This is a genomic window from Sphingosinicella sp. SM1-17, from assembly GCF_056821765.1.
The window spans coordinates 1,516,407-1,533,793 of sequence record NZ_JBPDIO010000001.1; the positions used below are offsets into that span (position 1 = coordinate 1,516,407).

A 17,387-nucleotide genomic window follows, 5' to 3' on the forward strand; every position below is an offset into this window, starting at 1 on the left:
TGGGCGTAGGGCCAAGCCACTGCGTACGAGGCTGGCTGTAGATGTATCAATCACCCGTTCCGCTCGATGCGGACCAAGTTCCGGAAGACCAAGCGGAAGCGGGCGTCGCCTCGCTCAATTTCGACGTCGCCAGCGAACGGCTCCGGGAGGCTCACCTCCACAACGGCCAGGTCGAGGCGCGCGCCTTGTTCGCACCCTTCTTTGCCATCACCGCCAGCGCCGCCGCCCTGATCTGCGCCTGGGCCATGTTCGGGTCCGAGCCGGGCTGGCTCGTCGGTGGCTGGTTGGCCACCATCATCCTCAGCAACTGGATTTCGTGGCGACGGGCCCACAACGCGGCCGAATGGGCGAATGGCCGAACCGCGCGGTTGCGCTCCAAATGGGTCGCCATCGCCGAAGCGGCCGGGCTCGCGATGCTCTGGTGCTCGCTCCCGACCTACGCCTTTGCCTCCCAGGATCCGGTTCCCCAGGTGATGATCGGCGCCGCGATGGCGACGATGGTGACCGCAGCGATCGCTCTGGCCGCAATCCCGGCCGCGGCGATCGCCTGGATCGCAACCCTCACCGGCTGCTTCTGCATCGCTTATTATTTCGGCAGCGGATCGCTCGACCCGCGGATCGGCCTGACCTTCATGCTCGTTGCCGGGGTGAGCGCGTTCAGCGTCGCCCGACTGACCCGTTGGAGCTTCCGCCAGCTCCAGGACATGGCCAAGATCACGACCCAGTCGGAGTCTATTCGGCTGCTGCTCAAGGAGTATGAGCATCGCGGCGTCGGCTGGCTTTGGCAGGTGGATGTCGAGAATCGCGTCGTCTACATTTCTTCGCGAATGACCGCTCTGCTCGGCCGATCGACCAACCAGCTGATCGGCCATTCGCTTCCCGCGGCGCTCGGCGGCAACAGCGCTCTCGGCCGGACCCTGCTCGCTCGCCAGCCATTCACCAATCTGGAAATGGAGCTGAAGACCCGCCGGGGCACGCGCTGGATCAGTTTGTCCGGCGATCCGATCGTCGACATGACGGGCCAATTCCAGGGTTTCCGGGGAGTCGGGCAGGACATCACCGAGGTGCGTCGGACCCAGGAGCGACTGACCAACCTCGCCAATATGGACGTGCTTTCCGGATTGCCCAATCGCGGGCGGGTCCGCCAGCTGCTCGGCGAGGCACTGTCCGGCGCTACCGCCGGGAGCGTGCCCTGTGCCATCATGTTCCTCGACCTGGACGGCTTCAAGCCCGTCAACGACACGTTCGGCCACCCCAAGGGCGACGCGGTGCTCAAGAGCGTGTCGCAGCGGCTGGTGAAGGAAGTGGGGCCGTTCGGGACGGTCGGCCGGATGGGCGGCGACGAGTTCGCCATCGTGATCAAGGATGCCCAGAACCGCCGAATGGTGGAAACGCTTGCGGAGCGCGTGATCGCCTCGATCGCGGAGCCCTACCACCTCGACAAGGCCGAGATCAGGATCGGAGTCTCGGTGGGCTGTGCCTTCGGGCCGATCGACGGCCAGACCGTCGACGATCTGATCCAGAAGGCCGATCTCGCTCTCTACCAGGCGAAGGCTCAGGGCCGCGGCACCTGCTGCTTCTTCAACGCCGACATGGCCAACGTGGCCGAGGACCGGCTCCGCCTCGAACAGGATCTCAAGACCGGCCTCGGCTCCGGCCAGTTCCGGCTGCTCTACCAGCCGCTTATCAGCGCCGCCGACCAGAGCCTGGTCGGCTTCGAGGCCCTGATCCGCTGGCACCATCCGAAGCGCGGCATCGTGCCGCCGAACGAGTTCATCACCATTGCCGAGGAATCCGGGTTCATCATGGAGCTGGGCGACTGGGTGCTGGACGAAGCCTGCCGGGCGGCATCCTGCTGGCCCGATCACATCACCGTGGCCGTGAACATTTCTGCCAAGCAGTTGATCTTCCCGGCTCTTCCAAACACCGTCGCGGACGCGATCCGCAAATATCGGATCCAGTCGAACCGGCTCGAACTCGAAGTGACCGAATCCGTCTTCATGGGCGATTCCGCCAATGCGCTCGACGTCCTTAAGCGCCTCCGGGCGCTAGGGGTCGGAATCGCGCTCGACGATTTCGGTACGGGCTATTCCTCGCTCGGCTATCTGAACAAGGCGGTGTTCCACAAGCTCAAGATCGATGGCAGCTTCGTTCGCGAGTCGGCCGAGAATCGCGAAACCGTGGCAATCATCCAGTCGATCGTCCAGCTCGCCAAGAGCTTCCGAATGACGGTCACTGCCGAGGGGGTGGAAACCGCCGACGATTTCACTCGGATGCGCAATCTCGGCTGCCACCAGATCCAGGGCTATCTTTTTGGTCGGCCGATGGACTTTGAACGCGCCAGCGAGCTCGTTCACGGCATTCAGCAGCGCTTGAGCGCCTGACGAGCGGGCGAAGTCGCCCTGGTGCTGCTCGGAACCGATCGGCTCCTGGCTCAAGTCGAGAGCATGCGTTGCGCCAGCGAGCGCCAGTCGAGTTCTGCGTTCGGGAGGAGAGCTACTGGCCCTGAGCGGCCGAGCCGGCCGAACCGCCAAGCGGCGGATCCCAGGCGGCGTTGACGATCCGTCCTTGAGCATCGGCAACGCATTCGAAAGTATAGCGCCGATCGGTAGTCACCGTGAGATTGACCCTCGTCCGACGTGAATTGCCGGAAATGGAGGCCACTCGGTGCGACTGAACCGAGTCGGCGGGAAACTGGCGCAGTGCCTCGGCACGGCACTGGGCGACGGCGCGCGCTTCGGTCTGGGCGGAAGCGGGCAGTGCCCAGCCGGTGGCGACAACGGACGCGAACAGGACCGGCGCAAGGCGATTCGCTCTGGCCATGATGACCTCCCTCCGATAATTATGTACTGCATCGTATAGAACGGCGAGCCGGGCGGCAAGAGGATTTTGGAATGGACAGTACAAAAGTCGTCATGCGGGGGCGTCCGCGAAGCTTCAACACGGACGAGGTGCTCGATCGGGCTCGGGACGTCTTCTGGCGGCAGGGCTATGCGGGCACATCGATGGATCAGCTTTCCGCGGCCACCGGCCTTCACAAGCCGAGCCTCTATGGCGCTTTCGGCGACAAGAAGCAGCTCTACCTAGCGGCGCTGCGCAACTATCTGGCCGAGGTCGGCGCTCAATTCGCGGAAGCGTTCGCCATCCCGGACCTGTTCGAATCGCTCGAGGAGATCGCGGAATGCGCAATCGACAAGTTCACTCGCGCCGGCGAAGGGACCGGCTGCTTCATGATGAATACGGCCATGCCCGAGGCGATGCAGGATCCCGAAATTTCACGCACCGTCCGCGAGGCGATGGAGTCGCTCGACCGCGCCTTTGTCCGGCGCTTCGAAAAGGCGATCGAGGCGGGCCAGATCGCGCAAGGTGCCGATGCCCGCTCGCTGGCCATGATCATGGCCGCCAATCACTATGAACTGTCCGGCCGTGCCCGTGCCGGCTATTCGCGCGCCGAGCTCAGAGCCCTGGCAGACCGTACCCTTCGGCTCGTCAGAACGCTCGCCGCCGCGGCCGACCGTCTCGCTTGACGGTCCCGTTCCAGCGCCGAGGTTCGCGCCCAAGCGCCGGCCAACAGCCGTTCGATTGGCGCGAGGATCGGGAGGTGAGGCTGCGGAAGCGAGCCCCACCTCCCACGCCCTTCCGCGCCGAGGAAGGACGTATCTGCCGCCAAACCTGCAATCTGGGGGCAAATTCCGAATGGTTGCTCAATCCTGGGAGGGCACGCCGCCTTCGGCCTCCCATTCGCGCGCGGTCTTGCAGATCCGGCGACTCATCCGCGAGCCGGTGAGCGTGTCGCGAACGCAGATCCTGCGCTCGCCGGACTCGGCACTCCTGTTCGGATCAGCTGGACGATTGCGTTCGCTCGCCGCGGCCGAAGGGCCGCCGCTGACGTTCGCGAGGTTGGTTCCGGACTGTGCACTGGCAGGTAGCGACACAGCAGCGAGAATGACTCCGGCAGCAAGGATGGCCGGACCGCGCAGGCTGGAGAGATTGGTTCTGAACATGACAAACTCCTGTTCTTGCAAAGTGACCGTTCTGGTCGCGAGCCGGATTGCTCCACCCGCAACCGTCTTAGTGCACTAAGCATGCCAAACACTCGCACCCAGTGTTTTCAATAACTTAGTACCACGTGCAGGCTGATGAGGCTGCGATCTGCGCCAATACCGGGCCTGTTCCACCGATTGTCGGCGCGGGCCGCGCAGCGTCGGGGACGCTTCCCCTGAGCCTTATCGTTCCGCCCGCCTGTCTTACTCGACTAGAGCGGTCGGCGCATTGATCGAGCCTGCGAAATTTGTAGCACCCCCCATTTCTCTGGTCGCTCGGCGAAGGTCAGAAGCTTGGACGTGGCCGTTCAGGTCCGTTCAAAGCGAGCTGGCTTGCTCGGCCTGTGCCGAGGCGGCGGCCGAGAGCGGGAATTCGAGAATGCAGGTGACTCCCTTCTCCCCCAGTTCACGGCGGAGTGACCCGTTGAGCTGGCCTTCGGCGAGACGCCTGAGCAGGCGGGAGCCGAAATTTTCGATCGCGGCGGCGCGAACAACGGGCCCGTCGGACTCACGCCATTTCAGAACGAGCCGGTTCGCCTCGCGAGTCCAGCCCACGTCGAGCCGGCCCTCGGGGGTGGAAAGTGCGCCATATTTGAGGGCGTTGGTTGCAAGTTCGTTGATCACTAGGCCCAACGCCACCGCCTGGGCGCTGCCCAGGCGAACGGTGTCGCCGTTCAGCACCAGGCGCCCCGGGCTTTCCGTCGCATAGGGTTCGAGCTCGGCCGCGATCAGCTCGGCCAGGGTGATCGATTCCTGGTGCGCCAGCTTCTCGTCCAGCAAGGCATGGGCTCGGGCGAGCGCGGCGATTCGCGCATTGAGCGCTCGATGATGCTCGGCTGGAAGGGTGAGGGTCGCCAGAGCCTGGGCCGCGGTAAAGGCGTTCTTGACCCTGTGCTTGAGCTCGTCGCGAGCCAGTTCGGCATCGGCCAGCGCCTTGGACAGTGCGGCGACGAGCCGAACATTCTCCATGGCCGTCGCGGTTGCTCGGGCGAGACGCTCCAGCAGCTCCACCTGCAAGGCGGTGGCTCGATAGCAGTCGCTCCAATAAGCGCCGATCGCTCCGATGGGATCCTCCGACCGCACCGGAACCATCAGGAGACTTCGGACGAACGTGTCCCGATACAGCTCCTGAGGGATTCGAGCGTCGTTGCGGACATCCTCGATGACGACGCTCTCGCGGTGAAGCATCGCCCAGCCGCTGATGCAGGAGGCGAGCGGAAACTTCTGGCCTTTCCAGAGCGGCCCGACGGCATCTTCCTCTACGTACCAGCATTGCTCGTGTTCGCGGAGAATGACGGCGATTCCGTCAGCGCCGATCAGGCGCCGGGTCGTTTTCCGAAGAGTGGCGATGACGTCGTCGATGCCGGCGGCTCCCGCCAGAGTCTCGATGGCATCCAGAAGGCTGCGGTCACGCTCCCGCCGAAGCTGCTCGGGCGGGCGGCTCGACGGGTCGTCACTCTCATTCTCATGCTGTTTCATGGCGCCGGTTTGAACGACGATCCCCGCGACAGGTTTCCGATCCGCAACGATCCTGCCTCACCTCTCCGTCGCCTCGTCTTCGGCCTCAGCGGTCAGGTCCTCGGCGCGCTGGCTCGCTTCGTTCGGAGTGTTGGGGCGGCGGCCGCGGGATCGTCCGGCCACGGGTGCTTGGGATAGCGGCCGCGCATTTCCTTCGCGATTGCTATCCAGCTGCCCTTCCAGAAGCCGGGAAGGTCGCGCGTCGTCTGGATCGGCCGTCCGGCGGGCGAGGTGAGGGCGAGGACGAGCGGCACCCGACCGCCGGCAACGGTGGGATGGGCTGAAAGCCCGAAAAGCGCCTGTACCCTCACGGCGACCGTCGGGCCCGCTTCGGCTTCATAGTCGATCGGGTGCCGACTGCCGGCGGGCGTCTCGAAATGGCTTGGAGCGAGGCGGTCGAGGGCCCTGCGACCTTCCCAGCCGAGCATGTCCTCCAGAATCGCCGTCAAGGCGGCTTGGTCCACTTCGGCCAGGCGTCGCCTTCCCGTCACCAAGGGCGGCAGCCAATCGTCCAAGGTCGCAAGAAGCGCCGGATCGGAAAGATCGGGTACCGCCGGATCGAAGCTTCGGGCGAAGGCGGCTCGGCGGCGGAGCGTCTTCGCAGACTCGCTCCAGGGGAGAAGGTCAAGACCATGATCGCGAACGCCCTCCACGAGCGCCGATTCGAGCGCCGCCGGATCCACCCGGCTGTCGCTGCCTCCCGCCAGAAGGATGGCGCCGAGCCTTCGCCCATGCGAAGCGCGAACGCTTCCCGTGGCGGCATCGAAGACCAGTTCGGCACCGGATTGGATGCGGTCGCCGAACAGCGATTCGACGAAGGCCTGATCGATTGAGTGGGCGGACAGGATCCGCGCGCCGGAGGCGGTGCCGCTCACTTCCGCAACGGCGAGCCAGGACTCGCGGGCCAAGGAAGATGCGGGGTCGAGGCGAAAGCCCCGTCCGCCGACGCTCAGCCATTCCGAGCCGTCCGCACCCCGTCGCCGGGCGACTCGATCCGGAAACGCCAGGGCGATGCAAGCCCCGACCTCGCCTCGCCCACCTCTGGCGTCCGGAAGCAGCTTCAGCCAGCGCCGGGCGAGGTTCCGCGCCGCCTGTGCCCTCGTTCCCTTGTCGCTCCGCCAGCGGCGGAGGCGAACTTCGAGATCGGGATCGTTGCCACCGAGGCCACGCTCGGAGACAAGAACCGCCGCCTCTGCCGCCGTCTCGCCCCACCCGCGCCGGTCCGCTTCGATCAACATGTGGGCGAGGCGCGGAGGCAGCGGAAGAGCGGCGATTGCCCGGCCATGCGCCGTCGGGCGGCCATCTTCGCCGATGGCGCCGAGATCGAGCAATCTGCGGCGGGCTTCCTCGAGTGCCGCTGCGGGCGGCGGATCGAGCCAGCGCAGCTGGCGTGGATCGGCCACTCCCCAAAGGGCGCAGTCGAGCAGAAGCGCGGAAAGATCGGCCTCCAGGATTTCGGGTGGATCGAAGCGCGGAAGGCTGGAGGTCGCCGCTTCCTCCCAGAGGCGATAGACCCGCCCGGGCGCCTGTCGGCCGGCACGGCCGGCGCGCTGGGTCACCGCGGCCTGACTGGCGCGCTCCGTCACGAGCCGAGTCAGTCCGGCGGCGCGATCATAGCGCGGGCGGCGAGCAAGTCCGGAGTCGACCACGATCCGGACCCCGTCCAGGGTCAGGCTCGTTTCCGCAATGGACGTGGCCAGGACGAGCTTGCGCCGGCCCGGCGGGGGCGCGGCAATGGCGGCGCGCTGCTCCCCGGGCTCGAGGCTTCCGTGCAGGCGATAAAGATCGACCCCCGTCGGCAGCGGCTGGAGGCGCTCCGCCGTCCGCTCGATCTCGGCCACGCCAGGCAGGAAGGCCAGCAGACTTCCCTCCGACTCGGCCAGGGCTCGACGACAGCCGCCAGCCATCTCGTCCTCGATCTTCCTGTCGGGCGAGCGGCCCAGATGGACGATCTCGACCGGGTGGCTTCGGCCTTCGCTTTCGATCAGCGGCGCACCGCCCATCAGCTCGCAAAAGCGTGCACCGTCGAGGGTCGCCGACATGGCAATCAGCCTGAGATCGGGGCGAAGCGCCGATTGCGCGTCGAGCGCGAGCGCCAGCCCAAAATCGCTGTCGAGGCTGCGCTCATGAACTTCGTCGAAGAGCACGGCGGAGACTCCGGAGAGTTCGGGGTCGGCCTGGATCCGCTTCAGGAAGATGGCTTCGGTGAGGACGAGGATCCGGGTCGCTCCGGATCGCTTGGTATCGAGACGGGTCGCATAGCCGACGGTGTCGCCGACCCGTTCCCCGGCGAGCTCGGCCATCCGTTCGGCGGCGGCGCGGGCGGCAAGGCGCCGCGGCGAGAGCAGCAGGATCTCGCCCCGGCACCAGGGCTCATCGAGCAGGGCCGGAGCGACGGCCGTCGTCTTCCCCGCACCGGGCGGAGCGACGAGAACGGCATTGGACTGGCGGCGAAGACTGGCGAGAAGATCCGGAAGGACGGCGTCGACAGGAAGGCTCAATAGGCCCTCGCCATCGCGAACTCGACGGCCTCGACCAAGGCGGCCTTGGCTCGGCCAGCAGGAAAGGGGCCGAGCGAGTCGATCGCCCGCTGTCCATAGTGGCGGGCGCGCTCCAGAGTGTCGGCGATCGCACCGGTGCTGTGCAGTAGTTCAATCGCCTGCCGGAGATCCTCGTCGGAATTGCGCCGGCCCTCCATCGCCTCGCGCCAGAAAGCGCGGTCCTTCTCCGACCCGCGGGCATGGGCGAGGATGACGGGCAAGGTCACCTTGCCATCCCGGAAATCGTCGCCGACCCCCTTACCCATCGTGACCGCATCCGATGAATAGTCGATCGCATCGTCCACCAGCTGGAAGGCGACGCCGAGATAGCGGCCATAGGCATCCAGCGCTTCCTCGGTGGATTCCTCCCGTTCGGCGACGACGGCGGCGATCCGGCAGGCCGCCGCAAACAGAGCTGCCGTCTTGGCGGCGATGATTTCGAGATACTGATCTTCGCTGGTCGCGATCCGCCGCTGAGCGGTCAACTGGTTGACTTCGCCCTCGGCAATCACGCTCGAAGCGCGGCTCAGGATCCGGAGCACCTTGAGGCTTCCGTCTTCCACCATCAGCTCGAACGAGCGCGAGAAGAGGAAGTCGCCGACCAGAACGCTGGCGGGATTGCCCCAGATGATGTTGGCCGTTCGCCGGCCGCGCCTCAACCCCGAGCCGTCGACGACATCGTCATGGAGAAGGGTGGCGGTGTGGATGAACTCCACCGCCGCAGCGAGCCGGTGGTGCCGGGTGCCGGCATATTCGAGCAGCCGGGCACAAGCGAGCGTCAGCATCGGCCGCATGCGCTTGCCCCCGCCGGCGATCAGATGCCCGGCAAGCTCCGGGATCAAAGTGACCTCGCTCTGCATGCGATCGAGGATGACCGCGTTGACATGGTTGAGGTCCGCGGCGACGAGCTGGATCATCGGCTCGAGCGAGGGCGCTCGGGGGGCGCCGATCGGATGAACGGTGGCGGTCACGGTGGCGGCGATGTGCGCGCTCGTGAGCGCAAAGGCAAGGGGCGGGTCCGACCCGCTCCTCCTTCCGCGGCACCCCCGACCAGGACGATCGGCGAGAGACTAGCGTCGGGACTGAAAGGCCAAAGCGGTCATTTCGGCAATCGGCAGTTTCAGCCGCGCCAGAAGGCCGCCGAGATCCTCGCTTTCCTCAAGCTCGACCGAGCCTTCATAAATCTGGGCCACGTCCCGAACGATCGCCAGGCCGAGTCCGGTTCCGGGCTTGCCGGTGTCGAGCCGAGCGCCGCGATCGAAAATGGCGATCCGCTGCGCTTGCGGAATCCCGGCACCGTCATCCTCGACTTCGATCTCGACGCATTCCGAAGTCGTCTTGACCGTCACGAAGACTCGGCCGTTTCCATATTTGGCTGCATTCTCGATCAGATTGCCGAGCATCTCGTCCAGGTCCTGACGCTCGACCCGCACCGCTGCCTGCTTGTCTCCGGCCAGATCGATCGTGACATTCTCATAAAGGCGGCTGACCGCGCGTTCGACCGACTCGAGCGACGGCCAGACATGTGCGCGCGCCTGGGCGCTCGATCGCCGACCGATGGCTCGGGCCCGGGCAAGGTGGTGATCCACCTGGCGGCGCATCGTCGTCGCTTCGCGGCACACGGTGTCGGCCAGGTCCGGGCTCTGCGCCGTCGCCGCATTGGTGATTACGGTCAGCGGCGTCTTGAGCGCGTGGGCGAGATTGCCGGCATGGCGGCGCGCCTCTTCGGCCTGCTTCTCATTGTGTTCGAGAAGGGCGTTGAGCTCGTTGGTAAGCGGCTCGATTTCGAGCGGCAGGCGTTCCTCGATCCGTGATTTCTGGCCCGAACGGATCGCGGCGATGGCGCGTCGGACTCGCCGCAAGGGCCACAGCCCGTAAATCGCCTGGAGTGCGGCGAGAATGAGCAAGCCGAGCCCGAGGATTCCGAAGGATCGGACCAGGGTTCGTCGAAGGACGCTGATATCCTCGTCGAGTATGTCGCGGCTCTGCGCCACCTGGAATCGCCAAAGCACCGGCGAACCTGGCAGTCGCACGTCCCGCTCCGCGACCCGCAAATGTTCCATCGGGAACTCCTCGCTGTCGTAGAAGTGGACGTCCTCGTCGCCATGCGACGGACCTACCGAAAGCCGCCGGTCCCAAAGCGATCGCGAGGGAAAGGGATCGAAGCCATCGCCGCTGATCTGATAATAGAGCCCGGAATAAGGCTCGAGGAACCTCTGGTCGGCGGGAGCGCGGTTGAACAATACCTCGCCGTCAGGTCCGATCTCGGCCGACGCGATCATCCCGGTCAGCACATAATCGAGCTGGGAGTCGAAATTGTTGGTGATGGCGGAAGTCAGGACTCGGTCGAGCGCGTAACCGCCGACGCCGAGCAGGATACCGATCCACAGAGCGGCAATCCCGATCATTCGCCGAGTGAGCGATCCCTGGCGGCGCCTGTCCGCGCTTCGCACCCAGAACTTCTTGAGCTTCATGGTTCGACCGTCACCTCCGCCAATGGCGGGAGGCGCATGAACGCATGCTTAGGGAAGGCGCCATTGCCGGTGACCGGCCCGACGCCTCAGCCTTTCGGTTCCTCGAGGCTGTAACCCAGCCCGCGGATCGTGGTGATGACGTCCGGTCCAAGCTTCTTCCGGATGCGGGTGACGAACACCTCGATAGTGTTGGAATCACGGTCGAAATCCTGATCGTAAATATGTTCGATCAGCTCGGTTCGGGAAACGACCTTCCCCTTGTGGTGCATCAGATAGGAGAGGAGCTTGTACTCCTGCGCGGTCAGCTTGACCGGCTCGCCATTCAGGGTGACCTTGCCGGAGCGGGTGTCGAGGCGGACGTCACCGGCCGTGAGTTCGGAACTGGCATTGCCGGAGGCCCGGCGGATGAGCGCGCGAAGCCGGGCGATCAGTTCTTCGGTTTGAAAGGGCTTGGCGAGATAATCGTCCGCGCCGGCGTCGAGGCCGGCCACCTTGTCCGACCAGCTGTCTCTGGCCGTTAACACGAGAACCGGGACCTTGATCCCTTCCTTTCGCCACCGGTCGAGCACGGTGAGGCCATCCACTTCCGGCAGGCCGAGATCCAGAACGATCGCGTCATAGGCTTCGGTCGAGCCGAGATAATGCCCGTCTTCGCCGTCGGTGGCGACGTCCACGGCGTAGCCGGCACCTTCGAGCGTCGCCCTCAGCTGCCGCACCAGATTCGGTTCGTCCTCGACGATCAGGACCCGCATGTGCTTTCCCTTCGAACTGCCTTCCGGACGCGTTCCAATCGGTACGCCCGGATAATGTTCCAGTCAGGAGATGGGAATAGCAGCGCCTGCGCGCCAGCACCATGCCGGGGCTTTGGCTTATTGTCGGGCGACGACTGCGCCGGTGCGCGCGTCCACGTCCACCCAGATCACGTCGCTTCCGCGCATGAACTTGAGCCGGTAGATTCGGCCATCGAATTCGGCGCCGATGAACTGGGCGCCCGGGATCCGGATCCGCGCCCTGATCTGCGGCAGCGGCAGTACCTGACCCTGCTGGGCGGCATGATAGGCGCGGTCCTGTTCGCGGTGGCGCTGAAGGCCGCGCGAATCGGCCGGGGGCGCGGCAAGGACTGTTGCGGCCGCAGCGAAGGCTAGAAAGATACGCATCACATCACGAACTCGACTTTTCCAGAAAGGATCGCAAGGTCGAATAACGGCAAGGCATTGAATAAGCCATGAATGCGGCTGTAGGCCTGTCTTAACACTGGACAGCGGGGGAGGGGAGCGAATGCGGTTTCTGAAGGTTGCGGCGGTTGCCGTCTTGTTGGCGGGCTCCGGCCTGGCCGGATCTGGGGTCGAGGCTCAGGAGCGGCGCCAGATGGAGCGCGTGCCCGATCGCCAGCCGGGCGAGGGCGTCGGGCCGTTCCGCCGGCTCGTGATCCGAGGCGCCACCCTGATCGACGGCAGTGGCGCCCCACCCCGTGGGCCGGTCGACATCATCGTTGCGGGCAATCGAATCGAAAGCATCCGCGCTGCGGGCACGCCGGGCCTTCCGGCAAGGCCGAACCGGCAGCCGCACGATGCCGACCATGAAATCGACGCCGCCGGAATGTACGTGCTCCCGGGTTTCGTCGACACCCATGGCCATAATGGCGATCCCGACAAGGCCCCGAACGCAACCTATGGATACCGGCTCTGGCTTGCCCATGGAGTGACGACGGTTCGCGGCGTGTCGCTCTATTTCGGACCCGACAACATGTCCTTGTCGGATCGCCAGCGCAGCCGCGACAATGCGATCGTTGCGCCGCGTCTGTTCGCCTATCTTTCACTTGGCGACGTTTGGAACGGTGGACCGGTCAACACGCCCGAGCAGGCGCGGGCCTGGGTCCGCTGGGCCGCCGCTCAGGGTTATGACGGGGTGAAGCTGTTCAACGATCCGCCGGCCATCACTCGAGCGGCGATCGAGGAAGCGCGGCGACTACGCTTGGGCACGGTGGCGCACCTCGCTCAAGGAGGCGTGGCCGAGGTCAATGCCGACCGCGCCGGCGAGATGGGGCTCCACTCGATCACGCATTTCTACGGCCATTTCGAAAGCCTGCTTCGCGACCATCGAATCCCGAACTACCCGGTCGACTACAACATGTTCGACGAGCAATGGCGGTTCAGCCAGGTCGCCCGGCTCGCCGACCAGGCCGTCGAGCCCGGAAGTCCGGAATGGCGATCCTATCTGGAGCGGCAGCTCGAACGGGGAGTGACCTTTAACCCGACCTTCAACATCTATTCCGCTGGTCGCGACGTGATGCGGGCGCGCAATGCCGACTGGCACGCCCGCTACACCCTGCCGTCCCTTCAGCGCTTCTTCGACCCCAGCCGGGAGCATCACGGTTCCTATTTCTGGGACTGGACGACGTCCGACGAGATCGCCTGGCGCCGGTTCTACCAGGCATGGATGCGGCTCACCAACGAGTACAAGAATATGGGCGGCCGGGTGACGGTGGGATCGGATCCCGGCTACATCTATCAAACCTGGGGCTTCTCCTACATCCAGGAGCTCGAGATGCTTCAGGAAGCCGGCTTCTCGCCGCTCGAAGTGATCCAGGCCGCGACCATCAACGGCGCCCGTGAAATATACGAGCCGCGGGGAGAGGAACCGCCGTTCGGCCTGGTCCGCGAAGGCATGCTCGCCGATCTCGTCATCGTTCCCGAGAATCCGCTGGCGAACCTGAAGGTGCTGTACGGGACCGGGCACATGCGCCTCAATCCGCAGACTCAGCAGGTCGAGCGGATCGGCGGGGTCCGCTGGACGATCAAGGACGGAATCGTCTACGACGCCCGGGCATTGCTCGCCAGCGTCGAGCGGATGGTGGCTGAGCAGCGGGCTCGCGAGACCGCTTCGTCTAACTGAGACTCTGCTCGCGGCTGGCGGCTTCGACGAGCGCGCGGATCGCCCAGCGCGTCACCCGTCGCGCTTGGGCGTCGTCGAGCTGAAGCACGTCCCGAAACACGATCCGGGCTTCGGTTCCGATCACCAGGCCGAGAGCCGAGGCGAGGATATGCCAGGTTTCTCCGTCGACTCGCGCGCGTAGCGGCGCCAGGGCTTCCTCGATCAACGGGGTCCGGCGATTCTGCCGGGCCGGAAGCTTGTCGCCACTTTTGCCGCTCAGCGCCTGTTCGAGCGAATGGATCAGCATCGTCCTCAGCGCGGTCTCGTTGGTGAGGATCATGTCGTGAACCGCGGCTTCGGCACGCTCGACCCGTTCAACCGGATCGCTGTTCGGATCGCCCTCGAACAGGTCCGGTCCCGGCATCGCCACATGAACCGAGGCTTCGACCAGGAGCGGCTCGATCCCGGGAAAATAGCGATAGGCGGTGGCACGCGACACCATTGCTTCCTGAGCCACTTCGTCGAAACTCGGCTTTCGACCCTGCTTCATCAGCCGCGACGCGGCTTCCAGAAGCGCCTTTCGCGTTCGGCGCTTCTGGTTGTCGCGTCCCGGACTTGCCGACCGCGCCAGGCTCAATGCTGGGGAAGCTGCTGGAGGATTGAAGCGAGGTCGATCCAGACATTCTCGCGAGCGATATTGCCCGCCCCGTCGAACTCGAGCACGTGAAGCAGCCTGAACTGGAGCGGCCGACCGCCGCCCTCGAGCCCGAATGGCCGGCCGGTGGCCCGACCGGTCCAGACTGAATCATCGACCATGAAATCGTCGCCGTAGAGGCGTCTCAGGCTTCGGACCTGACCATCGGCGAGGTCGGCGAACAGGGCTTCGTAGAAGGGCCGAACCGATTCCCGCCCACGCACCGGGCCAGTGGGCCAGCCGACCACATCATGCTCCACATGATCGGCAAGGGTGGCGAGCACCCCTTCGACATCGTCCCGCATTTCGAAGCCGAAATGCTCGTCGAGCTTTCGGTCCATCTGCTCCCGCGTCAGCGCCATCATTCAGTCTCCTGATGCCTTTCGCCCGCCCGAGTGCTTCATTAATGAGACTAATGTCTCATAGCAAGAACAGATTCTCAATTCAGGGGACGGCACCGAGCATCCGCTCGGCGGTTCTCGCGCTCATGAGCAAGAAGAAGCGAAAGAAGAAGAAGGCCGCCGGCGCTCTGATGGATCTCGATCGCTTCGCCCGCGACGTCGTCCAGCCGCATCGCGAACGCAGGGCCGTCGAGGCGCTTTCATGGTACAGCGAGCTTGGCGACCAGCCTCAGATGCTGGCGATTTCCGGCGCTTTGCTGGCCGGCGGCCTGGTTCGCGGCGATCCCCGAATGGCCCGGGCGGGAACGCGGATGATTGCGGCCCACCTGATTGCAACCGCAGCCAAGAATTTCGTGAAGTCGCGGATCGATCGAACCCGCCCGAGAAGCGCCAGCGGAAGCGAAGGCCATAAGATCAAGCCAGGCCGGGCGAGCAGCAAGGAGGAGACGAGCTTTCCCTCCGGCCATAGTGCCGGTGCGGCGGCGGTCGCCCACGCGTTCGTTCGTGAATATCCTCAGTATCGGGCGCCGGCGCTGACTGCCGCCGGCCTGATCGCGCTGGCTCAGATCCCCCGATGTGCCCATTATCCGACCGATGTCGGCGCCGGGCTTGCGCTCGGCGTCGCTGCCGAGTGGCTGGTGGACAAGGTCCTCGGGCGCGGCGGAGACTCCTCAGGAGAAGCAGCGGGCGACGATCTCGTAGGAACGGAGGCGGGCCTCATGGTCGAAAATCTGTGAAGTGATCATCAGCTCGTCGGCGCCGGTGCGCTCGACGAAAGCCTCGATCTGGGCCTTCACCCTGCCGGGCGAGCCGATCGCCGAACAGGAGAGAAGCTGATCGAGGACTGCCCGCTGAGTTTCCGGAAGAGACTCGAGATAGCCGGGAACGGGCGGCTTGAGCGGCGTCGGCTGGCCGCTTCGCAGGTTCACGAAGGCCTGTTGGACGGAAGTGGCAAGCAGGGCCGCTTGCTCGTCCGTTTCGGCGGCGAAGGCGTTGAAGCCGAGCATGACATAGGGCCGGTCGAGCTGCTCCGACGGTTGGAAGCTCTCGCGGTAGATTCGGATCGCCTCCATCATCTGCTGCGGCGCGAAATGCGAAGCGAAGGCATAAGGGAGGCCGAGCATCGCCGCGAGCTGAGCGCCGAACAGGCTCGATCCGAGGATCCAGACCGGGATGTCGAGGCCCTCGCCCGGGATGGCGCGCACTCGCTGTCCCGGCTCCGGCGGCTTGAAATAGTTCATCAGCTCGACGACGTCGCGCGGGAACTGATTGGGGTCGGAGGCGAGATTGCGACGAAGCGCATGAGCGGCCGCCTGGTCCGTTCCCGGAGCTCGGCCGAGACCGAGATCGATCCGGCCGGGATAGAGCGACTCGAGAGTTCCGAACTGCTCGGCGATCTGGAGCGGTGAATGGTTGGGGAGCATGATCCCGCCGGCGCCGATCCGGATCGAGCGCGTTCCTTCAGCGACATAGCCGAGCGCGACCGACGTGGCGGCGCTGGCGATGCCCGGCATGGAATGGTGCTCCGCCATCCAGAAGCGCCGATAGCCGAGGCGTTCGGCGTGACGAGCGAGATCACGGGCGTTGCGGAAAGCGGCGGCAGCGTCGCCGCCTTCGACGATCGGGGCGAGGTCCAGAACGGAAAAGGGAATCATCCAGAGGATATGGGAAGTTCCGGTCGGCTGACCAGCCGCCCGAGATTGGAATGCAGAAAATCAGGCCGCGGATCGGAGCGCCGGCAGTACCCGCGGATTGCGAAGCAGCGCGGCGGAAACCAGAGCGACGAGAAGCCCGACCGGGAAAATCTCGCTGAAAGTTATCGAGATCCGGAACAGCGGATCCTGATAGCGCTCGCCGAATTCAGCCAGTTCACGAAGCGCGGCCTCGATCTGCGCAGGCGACGCGCCGTCCGCCCGCATCCGAGCCGCCGTGCTGGCGCCATATTCGGCGATGAAGTCGGTACGGGTGGACGCCAGGAAGGATTCCCAGCCGAGCACGTAGACAAGCGACGCGACGGCAGCCATGCCCAGGCCGAGGAGGAACGCCCGTCCGAACTTGATCACACCGCCACACTCGATGTCCCGATATCGCTTCATGCCGACGAAGATCAGCGAAAGCGCCACGAGCATGACCAGATATCCGAACCAGGCCGTCTCGAAATGGCTCGGCAGGTCGACCAAGGCCACAACGGAGGCGATGGCGATGACGACGGCTCCCGAAAGTCCCCCATAAACGAGCGGATACTTCATCTGCCTTCTCCCTTCGGTTGAGCCCCCATTGGTACGTCGGCCCAAGCGTTCGAGGCTATCGCCCGAAAGGGTGATTTGGCGCTTCTCGCCCGTCCGGATCAGGGAATGAGTGACAGCCAGCGAGCCTTCTCGATGGCCTGAACCCGCTTCTGCACCTCCAGCTTCTCATAGACCCGCGCAACATGCGTCTTCACCGTGTTGGGCGAGATGTCGAGATCGCGCGCCAGTTCCTTGTTGGAGCGGCCGGAGGCGAGCATCGCCAGTATCTGGCACTCCCGTTCGGTCAGCCCAAGCGCGCGGATCGCCGCCTCGTTTCGGACGAATTCCGCCGCGACGGGCCGGGGCGTCAACTGGCGGCCCAGCCAGATGCCGAGGACGATGAACGCGACAGCGACAAGGGCGACGTAGATTTCGGCCGTGAAGGTGCGGGTAAGATAGCGATATTCGAGCCACTGCAGAGCGAGGGCCGCCGCGGCTAGAGCAAGCGCATAAAGAAGGATGGTCCGCGCCATTCGCAGGAAATTGCCAGAAAAGGTGCGGCCGGACCAGCGTTCGGCAGCCCGGCAAGGCGCGGATGACCTGGAGGTGGCGGGG

17 protein-coding genes are annotated in these 17,387 nt (G+C 65.2%); 4 read left to right on the forward strand and 13 right to left on the reverse strand.

The annotated features are described in order from the left end of the window. The first annotated feature begins 41 nt into the window (after positions 1 to 41). The gene (locus tag ACRYLT_RS07610; protein ID WP_482663483.1) at positions 42 to 2,384 is read left to right on the forward strand and encodes a putative bifunctional diguanylate cyclase/phosphodiesterase; all 2,343 of its coding nucleotides are present in this window, start codon (positions 42 to 44) and stop codon (positions 2,382 to 2,384) included. Positions 2,385 to 2,496: 112 nt separating this feature from the next. Here ACRYLT_RS07610 and ACRYLT_RS07615 read toward each other — a convergent pair whose 3' ends face one another. Continuing rightward, positions 2,497 to 2,823 (reverse strand): hypothetical protein, encoded by a 327-nt coding sequence (locus tag ACRYLT_RS07615; RefSeq protein ID WP_482663484.1) that lies wholly within the window; start codon positions 2,821 to 2,823, stop codon positions 2,497 to 2,499. Positions 2,824 to 2,894: 71 nt separating this feature from the next. Between ACRYLT_RS07615 and ACRYLT_RS07620 the strand changes: the two genes are divergently transcribed. Continuing rightward, the gene (locus tag ACRYLT_RS07620; protein ID WP_482663485.1) at positions 2,895 to 3,527 is read left to right on the forward strand and encodes a TetR/AcrR family transcriptional regulator; all 633 of its coding nucleotides are present in this window, start codon (positions 2,895 to 2,897) and stop codon (positions 3,525 to 3,527) included. A 177-nt stretch (positions 3,528 to 3,704) separates the two neighbouring features. Here ACRYLT_RS07620 and ACRYLT_RS07625 read toward each other — a convergent pair whose 3' ends face one another. From ACRYLT_RS07625 to ACRYLT_RS07655, 7 genes are all read right to left on the reverse strand, one after another. Continuing rightward, on the reverse strand, positions 3,705 to 4,004 hold the full coding sequence (locus tag ACRYLT_RS07625) for a hypothetical protein (protein ID WP_482663486.1): 300 nt from the start codon (positions 4,002 to 4,004) through the stop codon (positions 3,705 to 3,707). A 357-nt stretch (positions 4,005 to 4,361) separates the two neighbouring features. After that, a complete protein-coding gene (locus ACRYLT_RS07630) occupies positions 4,362 to 5,522 on the reverse strand; it encodes a sensor histidine kinase (RefSeq protein WP_482663487.1) in 1,161 nt (386 codons plus the stop codon). A gap of 92 nt (positions 5,523 to 5,614) precedes the next feature. Further along, complete coding sequence (gene hrpB / locus ACRYLT_RS07635) at positions 5,615 to 8,062, reverse strand: ATP-dependent helicase HrpB (protein WP_482663488.1); 2,448 nt, start codon at positions 8,060 to 8,062, stop codon at positions 5,615 to 5,617. Then, positions 8,059 to 9,072, reverse strand: a complete 1,014-nt coding sequence (locus ACRYLT_RS07640) for a polyprenyl synthetase family protein (RefSeq protein ID WP_482663489.1) — start codon at positions 9,070 to 9,072, stop codon at positions 8,059 to 8,061. The genes hrpB and ACRYLT_RS07640 overlap by 4 nt, the downstream gene beginning before the upstream one ends. 99 nt (positions 9,073 to 9,171) lie before the next feature. Continuing rightward, positions 9,172 to 10,509 carry a sensor histidine kinase gene (locus tag ACRYLT_RS07645; protein ID WP_482665420.1) on the reverse strand — a complete coding sequence of 446 codons (1,338 nt, stop codon included), beginning with the start codon at positions 10,507 to 10,509 and terminating at the stop codon, positions 9,172 to 9,174. A 152-nt stretch (positions 10,510 to 10,661) separates the two neighbouring features. Further along, complete coding sequence (locus tag ACRYLT_RS07650; protein ID WP_482663490.1) at positions 10,662 to 11,327, reverse strand: response regulator transcription factor; 666 nt, start codon at positions 11,325 to 11,327, stop codon at positions 10,662 to 10,664. 117 nt (positions 11,328 to 11,444) lie between these two features. Then, positions 11,445 to 11,732, reverse strand: a complete 288-nt coding sequence (locus ACRYLT_RS07655; RefSeq protein ID WP_482663491.1) for a PepSY domain-containing protein — start codon at positions 11,730 to 11,732, stop codon at positions 11,445 to 11,447. A gap of 121 nt (positions 11,733 to 11,853) precedes the next feature. Here ACRYLT_RS07655 and ACRYLT_RS07660 point away from each other — a divergent pair, with 121 nt between their 5' ends. Then, on the forward strand, positions 11,854 to 13,470 hold the full coding sequence (locus ACRYLT_RS07660) for an amidohydrolase family protein (protein ID WP_482663492.1): 1,617 nt from the start codon (positions 11,854 to 11,856) through the stop codon (positions 13,468 to 13,470). Here the strand turns inward: ACRYLT_RS07660 and ACRYLT_RS07665 are convergent. Further along, on the reverse strand, positions 13,463 to 14,086 hold the full coding sequence (locus ACRYLT_RS07665) for a TetR/AcrR family transcriptional regulator (protein WP_482663493.1): 624 nt from the start codon (positions 14,084 to 14,086) through the stop codon (positions 13,463 to 13,465). The two genes, ACRYLT_RS07660 and ACRYLT_RS07665, sit on opposite strands and share 8 nt — an antisense overlap. Further along, positions 14,083 to 14,508 carry an ester cyclase gene (locus ACRYLT_RS07670; RefSeq protein WP_482663494.1) on the reverse strand — a complete coding sequence of 142 codons (426 nt, stop codon included), beginning with the start codon at positions 14,506 to 14,508 and terminating at the stop codon, positions 14,083 to 14,085. Before ACRYLT_RS07670 ends, ACRYLT_RS07665 begins: the two co-directional genes overlap by 4 nt. A 122-nt stretch (positions 14,509 to 14,630) precedes the next feature. Here ACRYLT_RS07670 and ACRYLT_RS07675 point away from each other — a divergent pair, with 122 nt between their 5' ends. After that, a complete protein-coding gene (locus ACRYLT_RS07675; RefSeq protein WP_482663495.1) occupies positions 14,631 to 15,281 on the forward strand; it encodes a phosphatase PAP2 family protein in 651 nt (216 codons plus the stop codon). On the opposite strand, the gene ACRYLT_RS07680 is transcribed toward ACRYLT_RS07675, so the two are convergent. The 3 genes from ACRYLT_RS07680 to ACRYLT_RS07690 form a co-directional block, all read right to left on the reverse strand. Further along, complete coding sequence (locus tag ACRYLT_RS07680) at positions 15,216 to 16,199, reverse strand: LLM class flavin-dependent oxidoreductase (RefSeq protein ID WP_482663496.1); 984 nt, start codon at positions 16,197 to 16,199, stop codon at positions 15,216 to 15,218. The two genes, ACRYLT_RS07675 and ACRYLT_RS07680, sit on opposite strands and share 66 nt — an antisense overlap. A gap of 60 nt (positions 16,200 to 16,259) precedes the next feature. Beyond that, complete coding sequence (locus ACRYLT_RS07685) at positions 16,260 to 16,793, reverse strand: DUF4199 domain-containing protein (RefSeq protein ID WP_482663497.1); 534 nt, start codon at positions 16,791 to 16,793, stop codon at positions 16,260 to 16,262. 98 nt (positions 16,794 to 16,891) lie between these two features. Next, on the reverse strand, positions 16,892 to 17,305 hold the full coding sequence (locus ACRYLT_RS07690) for a response regulator transcription factor (protein WP_482663498.1): 414 nt from the start codon (positions 17,303 to 17,305) through the stop codon (positions 16,892 to 16,894). Positions 17,306 to 17,387: the final 82 nt, after the last annotated feature.

Coding starts and splice junctions, on each gene's coding strand:
- ACRYLT_RS07610 (WP_482663483.1), top strand. CDS start 42: ATGTATCAATCACCCGTTCCGCTCGATGCGGACCAAGTTCCGGAAGAC.
- ACRYLT_RS07615 (WP_482663484.1), bottom strand. CDS start 2,823: ATGGCCAGAGCGAATCGCCTTGCGCCGGTCCTGTTCGCGTCCGTTGTC.
- ACRYLT_RS07620 (WP_482663485.1), top strand. CDS start 2,895: ATGGACAGTACAAAAGTCGTCATGCGGGGGCGTCCGCGAAGCTTCAAC.
- ACRYLT_RS07625 (WP_482663486.1), bottom strand. CDS start 4,004: ATGTTCAGAACCAATCTCTCCAGCCTGCGCGGTCCGGCCATCCTTGCT.
- ACRYLT_RS07630 (WP_482663487.1), bottom strand. CDS start 5,522: ATGAAACAGCATGAGAATGAGAGTGACGACCCGTCGAGCCGCCCGCCC.
- ACRYLT_RS07645 (WP_482665420.1), bottom strand. CDS start 10,509: ATGATCGGGATTGCCGCTCTGTGGATCGGTATCCTGCTCGGCGTCGGC.
- ACRYLT_RS07650 (WP_482663490.1), bottom strand. CDS start 11,327: ATGCGGGTCCTGATCGTCGAGGACGAACCGAATCTGGTGCGGCAGCTG.
- ACRYLT_RS07655 (WP_482663491.1), bottom strand. CDS start 11,732: ATGCGTATCTTTCTAGCCTTCGCTGCGGCCGCAACAGTCCTTGCCGCG.
- ACRYLT_RS07660 (WP_482663492.1), top strand. CDS start 11,854: ATGCGGTTTCTGAAGGTTGCGGCGGTTGCCGTCTTGTTGGCGGGCTCC.
- ACRYLT_RS07670 (WP_482663494.1), bottom strand. CDS start 14,508: ATGATGGCGCTGACGCGGGAGCAGATGGACCGAAAGCTCGACGAGCAT.
- ACRYLT_RS07675 (WP_482663495.1), top strand. CDS start 14,631: ATGAGCAAGAAGAAGCGAAAGAAGAAGAAGGCCGCCGGCGCTCTGATG.
- ACRYLT_RS07680 (WP_482663496.1), bottom strand. CDS start 16,199: ATGATTCCCTTTTCCGTTCTGGACCTCGCCCCGATCGTCGAAGGCGGC.
- ACRYLT_RS07685 (WP_482663497.1), bottom strand. CDS start 16,793: ATGAAGTATCCGCTCGTTTATGGGGGACTTTCGGGAGCCGTCGTCATC.
- ACRYLT_RS07690 (WP_482663498.1), bottom strand. CDS start 17,305: ATGGCGCGGACCATCCTTCTTTATGCGCTTGCTCTAGCCGCGGCGGCC.